Annotated in this window: 13 protein-coding genes; 4 read left to right on the top strand and 9 right to left on the bottom strand. The window is 36.5% G+C overall.

Features of this window, described 5'->3' with window-relative positions:
- The first annotated feature begins 436 nt into the window (after positions 1-436).
- A complete protein-coding gene (locus P2086_RS03525) occupies positions 437-649 on the top strand; it encodes a hypothetical protein (protein ID WP_317899054.1) in 213 nt (70 codons plus the stop codon).
- A gap of 3 nt (positions 650-652) precedes the next feature.
- On the opposite strand, the gene P2086_RS03520 is transcribed toward P2086_RS03525, so the two are convergent.
- From P2086_RS03520 to P2086_RS03480, 9 genes are all read right to left on the bottom strand, one after another.
- Entirely contained in the window at positions 653-1,240 is a 588-nt protein-coding gene (locus P2086_RS03520; RefSeq protein ID WP_317899053.1) for a riboflavin synthase, read from the bottom strand.
- 4 nt (positions 1,241-1,244) lie between these two features.
- Positions 1,245-2,441 (bottom strand): TlpA disulfide reductase family protein, encoded by a 1,197-nt coding sequence (locus P2086_RS03515; protein WP_317899052.1) that lies wholly within the window; start codon positions 2,439-2,441, stop codon positions 1,245-1,247.
- A gap of 45 nt (positions 2,442-2,486) precedes the next feature.
- Positions 2,487-3,539, bottom strand: a complete 1,053-nt coding sequence (locus tag P2086_RS03510) for an agmatinase family protein (protein WP_317899051.1) — start codon at positions 3,537-3,539, stop codon at positions 2,487-2,489.
- Positions 3,540-3,545: 6 nt separating this feature from the next.
- Entirely contained in the window at positions 3,546-4,196 is a 651-nt protein-coding gene (gene pdxH, locus P2086_RS03505; protein WP_317899050.1) for a pyridoxamine 5'-phosphate oxidase, read from the bottom strand.
- A 35-nt stretch (positions 4,197-4,231) separates the two neighbouring features.
- Entirely contained in the window at positions 4,232-4,729 is a 498-nt protein-coding gene (locus P2086_RS03500) for an IPExxxVDY family protein (RefSeq protein WP_317899049.1), read from the bottom strand.
- Positions 4,722-5,462, bottom strand: coding sequence for a ribonuclease III (gene rnc / locus P2086_RS03495; RefSeq protein WP_317899048.1), 741 nt, complete (start codon positions 5,460-5,462; stop codon positions 4,722-4,724). Before rnc ends, P2086_RS03500 begins: the two co-directional genes overlap by 8 nt.
- Before the next feature lie 4 nt (positions 5,463-5,466).
- Positions 5,467-6,720: a beta-ketoacyl-ACP synthase II gene (gene fabF / locus P2086_RS03490; protein ID WP_317899047.1), complete on the bottom strand. Its 1,254-nt coding sequence runs from the start codon at positions 6,718-6,720 to the stop codon at positions 5,467-5,469.
- A gap of 9 nt (positions 6,721-6,729) precedes the next feature.
- The gene (locus tag P2086_RS03485) at positions 6,730-6,969 is read right to left on the bottom strand and encodes an acyl carrier protein (RefSeq protein WP_096091457.1); all 240 of its coding nucleotides are present in this window, start codon (positions 6,967-6,969) and stop codon (positions 6,730-6,732) included.
- A 149-nt stretch (positions 6,970-7,118) separates the two neighbouring features.
- On the bottom strand, positions 7,119-7,433 hold the full coding sequence (locus P2086_RS03480) for a hypothetical protein (RefSeq protein WP_317899046.1): 315 nt from the start codon (positions 7,431-7,433) through the stop codon (positions 7,119-7,121).
- A gap of 186 nt (positions 7,434-7,619) precedes the next feature.
- Between P2086_RS03480 and rimP the strand changes: the two genes are divergently transcribed.
- The 3 genes from rimP (at position 7,620) to infB (ending at position 12,309) form a co-directional block, all read left to right on the top strand.
- The gene (gene rimP / locus P2086_RS03475) at positions 7,620-8,084 is read left to right on the top strand and encodes a ribosome assembly cofactor RimP (protein ID WP_317899045.1); all 465 of its coding nucleotides are present in this window, start codon (positions 7,620-7,622) and stop codon (positions 8,082-8,084) included.
- 49 nt (positions 8,085-8,133) lie between these two features.
- On the top strand, positions 8,134-9,393 hold the full coding sequence (gene nusA / locus P2086_RS03470) for a transcription termination factor NusA (protein WP_317899044.1): 1,260 nt from the start codon (positions 8,134-8,136) through the stop codon (positions 9,391-9,393).
- Between the two features lie 63 nt (positions 9,394-9,456).
- Positions 9,457-12,309, top strand: coding sequence for a translation initiation factor IF-2 (gene infB, locus P2086_RS03465; RefSeq protein WP_317899043.1), 2,853 nt, complete (start codon positions 9,457-9,459; stop codon positions 12,307-12,309).
- Positions 12,310-12,348: the final 39 nt, after the last annotated feature.

Raw genomic sequence — 12,348 nt, 5'->3', positions numbered from 1 at the left:
CAGCTTGCTTAAGTAATTCTTCCAAGTTTGGCACTTCTTCATTCGGAAAAACATCCTTAAAAGTTAGGATAGGTAATGCATTCATTAAAATACAGATTCCGTTCTATGATTAATCCGTCATCATAAAGATACTTGAAAAAGAGGGTAATCAAAATACAAAATACTGACAATGAATTAATTAAAAAGGGAACCAATTTGGTTCCCTTTTTCTTTTTGACCCTGTCAGTTCCTTAAGAGACTTGCGTAATTAAGGCAATTTTCGACCTAAGTTTGCAAAGCAAAGGACTTTATTTTGTGAAAATTATTTATAACAGAGTGAGCAGCACAAAAAAATTGTTCGTGAATAAAAACAATAACTGTCCATTAGTATTAAATTAATTTAAAAGGACTGAACCACTCTTAATTTTAAGTGTATTAACTTGTAAGCAAGTTAAGTATGCAAGAGGAAACCAAAGAAGAATTTCTTTCTCGACTTAGAAAAGAAAGAGGCCTTGAGTCGACTGAAGAGATTGATAATGAAGAGCAAATAAGCCCCTCTAGCCCCTCTAATGGTTTTAAAGCAAAACTAAAGGGTTTGTTTTTTCTTGTGTTACTTGCGCTGTTTCTGTGGGGAATTCTGCAAATTTTCGGAATGCTAAAAAGCAACTAGGATTTAATTTTTACCAAGCAGTTTTGCGACATATTTTCCAATCACATCAAATTCTAAATTTATTTTTGAACCAGGTTTAAAGGTATTAAAATTAGTATTCTCAAATGTATAGGGGATAATGTGCACAGAAAAAGTAGTTTCTGTTGATTTTACAACGGTTAAACTAACTCCGTTAATTGTAATACTTCCTTTTTCAACAGTGATGTTGGTTTTATTTTTTTCGTGCTCAAAAACAAACTCCCAGCTGCCATTTAGATTTTTCACTTCCTTGCAAATTCCGGTTGCGTCAACATGTCCTTGCACTATATGTCCGTCGAAGCGACCATTAGCGGGCATGCAGCGTTCAAGGTTTACAAGTGAACCCAAATTTAAATCACTGAGATTGGTTCTTTTTAAAGTTTCATCAATGGCGGTAACAGTATAGTTATCTCCTTCAATTCGAACAACAGTCAAGCAAACGCCATTATGCGCAATGCTTTGATCAATTTTTAATTCGTTAGTAATTGCACTCGAAAAAGTAAAATGCACATTGGAATTTTCTTTTTCTATTTTTTCAACTTTTGCAAGTGTTTCAATAATTCCTGTAAACATGCTTTTATTTTTTTAATAAATTTTTAATAAGATTTTCAGTTCTTTGTTTAAAGATCACGTATTCATTTCCTGTAGCAGGACCATTAAATCCAGTATGTACTTTAACCACTTTATGTTCTTTATTTAAAAAAAGTGTGGTGGGAAATGCTGTTATTTTGTTAAGAGCAGTAAGCGTTTCACTGGCTTTATCTTTTCCAGTTTGTTGCGTAATTAAAATCTCGTAATCAATATTTAACCGTGTTTTTAAACGGGCGACTTGTTTTTTTGCTTTTTCAAAATCTGTAGTTTTTTCAAAAGCAAGGGCGATTATTTCAAGACCCTGATCTTTATAAAGCTTATATATCGTAGAAAAATAAGCACTTTCGTCCATACAATTTGGACACCAACTTCCCATTATCTGCACAACTACCGGTTTGTTTTCATACCGCTTGTCTGATAAAGAAATTTGTTTTCCCTCAAGGTTCGGAAAACTAAAATTTAATTTTTCGTCTTTGTTTTTTGCAAAACTTATTTCTTCCGCATCTCTAAGTTTGAATGTAGGATTTCGTTTTCCTATCCAAGACTCTTGCCAACTTGAACCAGAATAAAAAGTTCCGCTTAAGGTTTCATTGGAATATTCTGCTGTAAATAAAAAAGCATGACTTCCATCGAATGCCGATAAAAATAGTTGATTGCCATTCTTAATTCCTTCAAGATAACGGTAATCGCCAGTTTCTGTCAAAAAGGTTCCTGTAATATAATCTGTTTGTTCAAGGTGCTTAAATATTCCAATTGCTTTGGAACTTTCTTTTTCGTTAGGAGAAAAAGTTACTTCCCATTTACCTTCAAATAGCGGATTTGGTTCTTCGGGAGTAAATAAAAAGCGTTTTGTTTCTCCGAAAGTAGCTTTGAATTTTATTTTATTTTTTTGAGTCTTGTAATTATTTATCCAAACGCCTTCTAAATCGCGACCTGCCAGTACCGTTTTAAATTCTGTGTCAAAAATCGGCATTTTGAAATTAACAGAGTCGCCTATGATTGTTATTTCATCTATCGTAATACGCTCATCTGCATTGCGTATTTCAATTATTGGTTTTTTGTTTTTGTAAATGACTGTGAAATTAAACGGTAGTTCAATTCCTGCCTCTTCATTAAGAAAAAGCACCCCACGATAGTTCCCTTCCTTCAGTTTCTTAGAATATAAAGTAGAACTAAGGAGCATAAAACTTAACAAGTATAATGGCAGAAATCTCACTTAATCATTTATTTAACGGCCTTGACTCTGCGCGGTCATGTTAGCAATACGGTATACAATACGAGCTGCAACGTTGGCATCCCAATCGTTATCTTCGGCCGGACTAACTTCATTTAAATCAAAGGCAATAATTTTTCTGCCGCTGTTTACCAGTTTTTCAAGTAGAAATAAAATTTGATCCGTCTCAAACCCGCCAGCAACTGGAGTTCCGGTGTTCGGACATAATTTTGGATCAAGGCCATCAATATCAAAGCTCAAATAAACATTTTGAGGCAATTCGTTTATTATGCGGTTGCAAATTCTATCCCAGCTGTCGCCATTAAACTGAGCATACTTTATGTCGCGATCAAAAAAAGTTTTTATTCTTCCATTACTTTCGTTAATGATGTTTAATTCGTCTTCACAGTAATCTCTGATTCCAACTTGCACTAATTTCTCAACTTGTTTAATTTTTAAAGCATTAAACATAATGGAAGCATGAGAAAACTCAAAACCTTCGTAGGCATCACGTAAATCTGCATGTGCGTCGATTTGAAGAACAGCAAAATTTTCATACTTCTCTGATAAGGCTTGCATCATTCCAAGAGGTGTAGAGTGATCTCCACCAATGAGACCTACACATTTATTTTGGTTTATAAAATACAACACCCGATTTTTAACCCAAGTGTTTAACCATAAACATTCTTTTTTTATACTATCGGAAACAGCTTTTAGTTTTGGATCGTTTTCTTTTTCGCCACTTGCTAAGGCTTCAATATAACTTTCAGCTTTAGATCGTAAGGCATTACTTTTAGAGCGCACTTCACCGTTAATTTCATCCATGCAAATTCCTTTTTTCCAGGCATCTTTTACGAGCGGATCATAAAGGTCAACCTGGTAACTAGCGTCTAATATGGCTTGCGGACCATCTGCTGTTCCACCACCGTAACTAACTGTTACTTCCCAGGGCACAGGAATTAGTACGGTTTCACATTCTTCAAGGGTAAAAGGTAAGCCAAACATACCATCGTTTAATTGTCCGATTCCGTTAGCGTCAAAGTTTTTTATTTTTTCTTCTTTTGTCATAATAGTTTATGGAGATAATCTTGAAATTAACCAATTGTTATTTTGTAATCTGTAAGAAATTCTATCGTGTAGTCTACTTTTACGGCCCTGCCAAAATTCATAATAGTTGGCTTTTAAAATATATCCTCCCCAGAAGTCTGGTCTTTTAATGGTTTCAGGGTTATATAATTTTTTTATTTCTTCAATTTTTATTTCTAATTCACCACGAGAAAAAAGCAGGTTACTTTGCTCACTAGACCAAGCTCCAACTTTCGAATCATAAGGACGCGCATTGAAATAAGCATCACTTTGCGCGGCACTTGTTTTTTCAACCTTTCCTTCAATGCGGACTTGCCTTTCTAACTCTGGCCAAAAAAAAGTTAAGCAGGTATGTGGATTTTGTTCCAGATCTTTCGCTTTTCTGGAATTGTAATTCGTATAAAAAGAGAAATTATTTTTTTCAAACTCGCGCAAATAAACAATCCGTGAAGAAGGCTTGCCTTCTGAAGACACAGTGGCAAGGTTTGCCGCCTGCACTTCTGGAATTTTTGAGTCGACGGCTTGTTGCAACCAGTAAGTAAATTGTAAGAAGGGATCTGTTGACACATCGGCTTCGCTTAGTGTTCCCTTTGTAAAATCTTCTCTGAGTTTGGTAATATGGTTTTTAAGCTCATCCATTTTGTAAAGATATTTAGAAAAATGAATGACAGAGGTTAAAAGATTAAATTTCTCCTACTCGGCAAGTCCTGAGGTTCTATAGCTTGTATCTGAATGATTTCAGGGAGATTTTTTAGTTTTTCAATAATTTTAAATTGGTAATTATGAAGATCTTCGCCTTTTAAGATTAATAAATAATCTGTTTTGGATAGTTCCTTGATAAGCTTAACGCTTTCGTCCACTTCTATTCCGGCAAAAAGATTGTAAGCGTTTGAGCTATCTGCAGGGCCATTGGGATTCGGTTCTTCAAGATTGCTGTTATTTGGAATTAGGAAATACTCCAATCCAAGTTCTTCATCGAGAAAATTATAAAGCGAAAATTTAAAAACGCGACTGTCTTTAAGATTGAAAGGTATGTAACCACTGAGAAACAGATTTATTTTAAGAGCATCATCAATAAGCGCTGAAACAGTGTATTGATTTTCGAGACACGTCAGACCGATTAAAGCAAAATCAAGATCGTCATCGCTCGTATTTAAAACATATTTAGCCACGTTCTTTATTTAATAGTTCTAAAGTAAGCTGTGCCGCTTTTTGTTCAGCGGTGCGTTTACTATAACTTTCAAACTTTGTATAGGCGTTGTGATTCACATACACTTCAATAACATACATTTTATTAGCACCAATTCTTTCCTCGCTTAATAATTTATACTCGAGTAAGTATTTATTTTTTTGACAAAAAATTTGCAATTGACTTTTGTAATCTTCGTTAGTTTTAGCAAGACTATCAATGTCAATATGAATTTTAAGAATACGAGAAATAACGAAAGTTTTGGTTTTGTTGTAACCCATATCGAGATAAACGGCACCAATAAGGGCCTCGAAGGCATCGCCATACGCACTTGATTTTGTTTTTTCGTCTTTTGTAAGGCTAGCCTTGAGAAAATGATTGAATCCAAATTTTAATGCAAGATCTCTTAAGCTTTGACCGTTTACAATTTTACTACGGAGTTGTGTAAGAAAACCCTCGTCCTTGTAAGGATACATTTTAAAAAGATAATCTGCAACAATTGCGCCAAGCAAGGCATCGCCAAGAAATTCTAATCTTTCGTTGCTTACTGTTGTGCCGCTTCTCTTCACAGAAATGCTGCTATGAAAAAATGCCTGCTGATATAATGAAATGTTTTTTGGAGAATATCCAGTTGTTGATTTGATCCAGTTTTTAAAACCCTTATCGCTTTTGATATCCTTTGGATTTAATAGCGATAATAGTCTTTTTAGAGCCAAAATTTTATGGATTAAATTTTCTAATCACAACGGCTGCGTTGTGTCCGCCAAAACCAAAAGTATTACTTATTGCCACGTCAACATTACGTTTCTGCATGGTGTTAAGTGTTAAGTTAAGTTTAGGATCTATTTCAGGATCTGGAGTTGTGTGGTTAATTGTAGGAGGGATAATGCCGTTTTTAACTGCAAGAATAGCAGCCATGGCTTCAATCGCACCTGCAGCGCCTAATAAATGGCCCGTCATGCTTTTTGTGGAACTAATGTTTAGTTTGTAAGCATGTTCGCCAAAAACGTTTACAATAGCCTTTAATTCAGCTGTATCACCGAGCGGAGTACTTGTACCGTGTGTATTGATGTAGTCTACTTCAGTTCCGGCTAAACCAGCGTCTTTAAGCGCACGTTTCATAACTAAGGTAGCACCTAAGCCTTCAGGATGCGGGGCAGTAATGTGATGCGCGTCAGCACTCATTCCGCCGCCAATAATCTCGGCATAAATTTTAGCACCACGTGCCAGTGCATGTTCTAACTCTTCAAGAATAATTGCTCCACCGCCTTCACCCAATACAAAACCATCACGATCTTTGTCATAAGGACGGGAGGCTTTAGATGCGTCTTCATTCCGCGTGCTCATTGCTTGACAGGCGTTAAAACCGCCCATGCCACTTTCATTAATAGCGGCTTCACTACCACCAGTAACAATTGCGTTGGCTTTTCCAAGACGAATGTAGTTAAATGCATCAATCATAGCGTTCGTTGATGAGGCACAAGCCGAAACGGTTGTGAAATTCGGTCCTCTAAACCCAAAACGCATAGAAATATGACCGCTACATATATCAGCAATCATTTTTGGAATAAAAAAAGGATTAAAACGAGGTGTGCCATCACCTTTTGCAAAAGCGAAGGTTTCTGTTTGGAAAGTATCTAAACCACCAATACCACTACCCCAAATAACCCCAATCTCGTTTTTATCAATATTTTCAGCCATCAAACCGCTATCTTCAACAGCTTGCGCACTTGCAGCAATACCGTACCAAGAATAAGCATCAAGTTTTCTGGCTTCTTTTTTGTCGAAATAATCTTCTGGATTGAACCCTTTAACCTCACAGGCAAAACGGGTTTTAAATTTAGATGCATCAAAACGTGTAATAGGTGCAGCTCCGCTAACTCCATTTATAAGGTTGTTCCAATAGTCGTTAACACTATTGCCCAATGGGGTGACAGCGCCCAGACCTGTAACTACTACACGTTTTAGTTGCATATGGTAGAATTAGTTTTTTGCGTTAGCCTCAATGTAAGAGATAGCATCACCCACGGTTCCAATTTTTTCAGCTTGCTCATCAGGAATCGCGATGTTAAATTCTTTTTCAAATTCCATGATTAACTCAACTGTATCCAGTGAATCAGCGCCTAAATCATTTGTAAAGCTAGCTGTTGGAGTTACTTCTTTTTCATCAACACCTAATTTATCTACGATGATTGATTTTACTTTGTTTGCAATGTCAGACATTATTTTAGATTTAAAATTTTGCCACAAAAATAAAAATATCGGTGCTAAAACAAAACTTTAACTACACAATTGAGGATCTTTTTTCGAAAATTCTTGATATTTAACAAAGGAAAAAGTCTAACTGTTTAGTAATGAACTTGATCTGAAGCTTAGTTGTTTTGAAGAATTCCCGATATTTTTTTAATCATTTCGCGTTTACTCTGATAATGATGGCGATTAGGATTGTAAGAATAATAGCTCAGCCAAGCCCACTTCCGTTTACCGATAAAAACAGGTGTAAAAACAATGTAGCTTAAAAACCCCAGAAACAAAGCTCCTGCAACCAAGTATAATAATTGGTAATCTGAAAACTCGTGACGGATATATATCTTAAATTTGTTTACAAGCCCTGCCTGAGCCGCCTCAATGTTTATAAACAACAACGCCACTAGAATTATAATCGTTTTTAATGTTCCTTTTTTCATTCTTTTTACTTTTTTGGGATCCTTTATACAACTATGACGAATTGTTTGATCAAAAGGTTGGTTAGGCCAAGGTTTTTTTGTAATATTTTTTGTTTTTTTATATATAAAATATTGCTTATATTTGTGCCCTGAAAATAAGATTAAAAGGGAAGGGGACAAAAGTCCCCTATTTTATTGACAAAAATTTTGATTAAAAAAGAACATATTCTTCAACTCGCAAACCAGTATTTAAACCAAACTAACATGTATGTTACGGGAATTAAAATTGGCTCAGATAACCATATTAATGTTTTTATTGATGGCGATGAGGGAGTAACGATTAAAGATTGTGTTGCTGTTAGTAGAGTCATTGAAGGAAGTTTAGATAGAGATAAAGAAGATTATGCTTTAGATGTGAGTTCGCATGGCGCAACAACGCCGTTAGTATTGCCCCGACAATACAAAAAACATATTGGACGCACTTTTGAAATTAGACTGGAGGATGGGACAAAGGCTGAAGGAGACTTGGTTGAATGTAATGAAGAAGAAGTTAAGCTGGAATACAGCGTTCGCGAAAATAAACCAATTGGAAAGGGAAAAATTACCGTTGTAAAACAACACGTAATAAAGCACAATCAAATAAAAGAGTCAAAAATTAAACTTAAATATTAACCAAAAGAAGCAGTTAAAAAACTCTGTTTCGTAATAAACAAAACAAACCATGGAAGGCGTAAACCTGATAGAGTCGTTCTCGGAATTTAAAGACATCAAAAACATTGACCGAGCGACATTAATGAGCATTATTGAAGATGTGTTTCGTAGCATGCTTATAAAAAAATACGGCTCAGATAAAAATTTTGACATCATTGTTAATCCAGATAAGGGAGACGTAGAGATTTATAAAAACCGTAAAATTGTTGATGATGAGTTTGCAGAAGATTCTTTTGATTACGATGAGAATAAACACATTAGTTTTTCAGACGCCCAAAAGATAGAACCCGATTTTGAAATTGGAGAAGATGTTTCTGAAAAAGTAAAATTGGAAGACTTTGGTCGTCGTGCTGTATTATCGGTACGTCAGAACTTAGTTCAAAAAATTCTTGAACTTGAGAAAAGCGAAATCTATAACAAGTACAAGGAAAAAGTTGGAGATGTTATTACAGCGGAAGTATACCAGGTTTGGAAAAAAGAAATCATGTTGATGGACGATGAAGGAAACGAATTGTTGTTGCCTAAAACGGAACAAATTCCCTCAGACTTTTTCAAAAAAGGCGATACTGTTAAAGCGGTTGTATCTAAGGTAGATTTAAAAAATGGAACGCCATCGATTATTGTTTCCCGTACATCGCCAGTGTTCTTAGAGCGTTTGTTTGAAACAGAAGTGCCTGAAATTTTTGATGGATTAATTACAATTAAGAAAATTGTACGCGAGCCAGGTGAAAGAGCAAAAGTAGCTGTTGAAAGTTATGATGATAGAATTGATCCAGTTGGCGCTTGTGTTGGTATGAAGGGATCTAGAATTCATGGTATTGTACGCGAATTAAAAAACGAGAACATTGATGTTATTAATTTCACGAATAATTCAACTTTATTAATTCAACGTTCGTTAAGTCCTGCAAAGATTACAACTATTAAAATTGATGAAGAGACGAAACGTGCTGAGGTGTTTTTAAAGCCTGATCAGATTAGCTTGGCGATTGGAAAAGGAGGATTTAATATTAAATTAGCTGGAAAATTGACAGGTTACGAAATTGATGTGTTCCGTGACACAGATATTGATGTTGAGACGGAAGACGTAGATTTGGAAGAGTTTTCTGACGAAATTGAAGCAGATATTATCGAACAACTTAAATCAATTGGTTGCGACACAGCTAAATCTGTTTTAGAATTGAGCGACGACGAGCTTATTCGCCGCACGGGTATAAGTGTAGAGACAATACAAAGTGTGCGAGATGTTCTGAGTGCCGAATTTGAAGACTAAAAAGGAGGTTTTGCGGTTCCCTGAATAACCGGATAATTAATTTAGAACGATTTAAAGTAAAATATGTCAGAAGGAGCTAAAACACTTCGATTAAGCAAGGTGGCTAAAGAATTCAATCTTTCTCTCGGGAAGATAGTGGAATTCCTTGGCTCTAAGGGTTTGCCTGTGGATAGTAATCCCAACGCTAAGATTGGCGATGAGGAGTACAACCATTTGCTGAAAGAATTCTCAAGTGATAAATCAGCTCGCGAAGAAGCTGAAACGGTTGCTCAAAACAACAATAAGCTAAAACGCGAAACAATAGTTTTAGACGAGATAAAGCCTAAGAAACAAAAGGATGAAGAAGCAGATGAAGTGGTTATTAAAGACCTTACTTTATCAAACGCTGAAGAAGTTCCATTAAAGACAACCCCTGAAGAAAAGGAAATCGCTGAACCAAAAAGAAAAACGGAAATTAAGATTGATACACCTATCATAAAAAAAGAGCCTGTAGTTAGTGAAGGCCCTAAGGTTGTTGGTAAGGTTGATCTTGATTCCATGAATCTTAAAACCAAGCCCGATAAGAAAACAAAAAAGGAAAAGGATGCGGAGAAGGTTACAAAATCGGAAGCAGCAGCAGAGACAGAAAGCACAAAGAGAGTAAAAAAGAAAATAGTCGAAGAAGTAGAAGAAGAGCCGCCAGTAGAAAAGAAAGAAGAGGCTCCGGAAGTGAAAGAAGAATTCCTAATTACCAAGTATGAAAAACTGGAAGGACCAAAAATTCTTGGAAGGGTAGAGTTGCCTGTAATTAAGGAAACGCCCAAAAAGGCTGCAAATAATACTGCCGCTAGCGCAGCTGATAAGAAAAAACGTAAGCGGATCCGAAAAGGAGGCTTGTCGCAAGAAGAAATTAAAAAGGTTGGAAAAGAACAATCTGCAATTGCTCGTGAAAGAGCAAAGGAAAAATATGGAGATCCACGGGCTAAGAAACCTACAGGCGCAACAACACCTGGTAAGCCTCGCCATGAGTTAACTGAAGAGGAAATTCAGGCACAGATTAAAGAGACACTCGCGCGTTTGAGTGAGAAGGGTAATAAGTCAAAAACATCAAAATATCGCCGTGAGAAGCGTGGAGAGATTCGCGATAAAATGGCTGAGAGGGCTGAAATTGCGGAAGCAGACAAAAAGCTACTAACGGTTGCTGAGTTTGTGAGCGCAAATCAATTGGCACAAATGATGGATGTTCAGGTAACGCAGATTATTTCTACCTGTATGTCTTTAGGTTTATTTGTTTCGATTAATCAACGTTTGGATGCTGAAACTATTTCTATTGTAGCTGAAGAGTTTGGTTATAAGGTAGAATTTGGCACCGCAGAAGAATTAGAGTCTATAAAAGAAGACGAAAAAGATGCACCAGAGGATTTAATGCAAAGACCGCCAATTGTCACGGTTATGGGTCACGTAGATCATGGTAAAACGTCGTTACTTGACTTTATTCGTAAAGCGAATGTGGTTGCTGGTGAAGCAGGAGGAATTACTCAGCATATTGGAGCATACAATGTAAAGCTGGTTGACGGGCGAAGTATGACTTTTCTTGACACGCCTGGTCACGAGGCGTTTACCGCGATGCGTGCACGCGGAGCAAAAATCACAGATATAGCTATTATCGTGATTGCTGCTGATGATAACATTATGCCACAAACAAAAGAGGCAATTAATCACGCTCAGGCAGCAGCTGTTCCGATGATTTTTGCTATTAATAAAATTGACAGACCGGGAGCTAATCCTGATAAAATACGTGAAGGCTTATCAGCCATGAATATTTTGGTAGAAGAGTGGGGAGGTAAATATCAATGCCAGGAAGTATCAGCGAAACAAGGCTTGAACATTGATTTACTTTTAGAAAAAGTATTGCTGGAAGCTGACATGATGGATCTTAAGGCAAATCCTGATAGAAACGCTGTAGGTTCAGTAATTGAAGCGAGTATGGAAGAAGGACGTGGATATGTGTCCACAATACTTGTTCAATCAGGTACTTTAAGAGTTGGAGATATTATGTTGGCTGGAAGTTTCAGCGGACGCGTGCGTGCCATGTTTAATGAGCGTGGTGTAAAAGTTGAATCCGCAGGCCCTTCTCATCCAGTTAAAGTATTAGGATTGAGCGGTGCGCCGCAGGCAGGAGATAAGTTTAATGTGATGAATGATGAGAGAGAGGCACGTGATATTGCAAATAAGCGTTTACAATTGCAGCGTGAACAAGGAATTAGAACTCATAAACACATTACCCTAGATGAGATTGGAAGACGTTTAGCGATTGGTGACTTTAAAGAATTAAACGTGATTGTAAAAGGTGACGTAGACGGTTCTATCGAAGCTTTAGCAGATTCGTTGTTAAAATTAACAACCGAAAAAGTTGCTGTTAATATTATTCACAAATCGGTTGGAGCAATTAGTGAGAGTGATGTTTTGTTAGCTTCTGCTTCAAATGCAATTATTATTGGTTTCCAGGTACGTCCTAGCACAAGTGCCCGTAAGTTAGCTGAGGTTGAAGAAATTGATATTCGTTTATATTCGATTATTTACGATGCTATTAACGAAATTAAGGCGGCCATGGAAGGTATGTTGGCTCCTGAGTTCGAAGAAAAAATCGTTTGTAATATTGAGGTGCGCGAGGTATTTAAAATTACCCGTGTTGGTACGATTGCAGGGTGTTATGTGCTTGATGGAAAAGTTACTCGTAATACAAAAGTGCGCGTAATTCGTGATGGTATTGTAATTCACACAGGTTCTTTAGGCTCACTAAAACGCTTTAAAGATGATGTGAAAGAAGTTGCTTTCGGTTATGAGTGTGGACTTGACATAGAAGGCTTTAACGACATCGTTGTTGGAGACATTATTGAAGGTTACGATATGATTGAGATTAAAGCGAAACTATAAATTTAACTAAGTATGCAAAAGCCTTTTCCGAATTCGGAA

The organism is Aurantibacillus circumpalustris, from assembly GCF_029625215.1.
GTDB lineage: Bacteria > Bacteroidota > Bacteroidia > B-17B0 > Aurantibacillaceae > Aurantibacillus > Aurantibacillus circumpalustris.
This window is presented reverse-complemented; position numbering and strand designations above follow the sequence as displayed.

What these genes read in the sequence shown, in the direction of transcription:
- P2086_RS03525 (WP_317899054.1), top strand. Translation starts at nt 437, where the DNA reads ATGCAAGAGGAAACCAAAGAAGAATTTCTTTCTCGACTTAGAAAAGAA.
- P2086_RS03520 (WP_317899053.1), bottom strand. Translation starts at nt 1,240, where the DNA reads ATGTTTACAGGAATTATTGAAACACTTGCAAAAGTTGAAAAAATAGAA.
- P2086_RS03515 (WP_317899052.1), bottom strand. Translation starts at nt 2,441, where the DNA reads ATGCTCCTTAGTTCTACTTTATATTCTAAGAAACTGAAGGAAGGGAAC.
- P2086_RS03510 (WP_317899051.1), bottom strand. Translation starts at nt 3,539, where the DNA reads ATGACAAAAGAAGAAAAAATAAAAAACTTTGACGCTAACGGAATCGGA.
- pdxH (WP_317899050.1), bottom strand. Translation starts at nt 4,196, where the DNA reads ATGGATGAGCTTAAAAACCATATTACCAAACTCAGAGAAGATTTTACA.
- fabF (WP_317899047.1), bottom strand. Translation starts at nt 6,720, where the DNA reads ATGCAACTAAAACGTGTAGTAGTTACAGGTCTGGGCGCTGTCACCCCA.
- P2086_RS03485 (WP_096091457.1), bottom strand. Translation starts at nt 6,969, where the DNA reads ATGTCTGACATTGCAAACAAAGTAAAATCAATCATCGTAGATAAATTA.
- P2086_RS03480 (WP_317899046.1), bottom strand. Translation starts at nt 7,433, where the DNA reads ATGAAAAAAGGAACATTAAAAACGATTATAATTCTAGTGGCGTTGTTG.
- nusA (WP_317899044.1), top strand. Translation starts at nt 8,134, where the DNA reads ATGGAAGGCGTAAACCTGATAGAGTCGTTCTCGGAATTTAAAGACATC.
- infB (WP_317899043.1), top strand. Translation starts at nt 9,457, where the DNA reads ATGTCAGAAGGAGCTAAAACACTTCGATTAAGCAAGGTGGCTAAAGAA.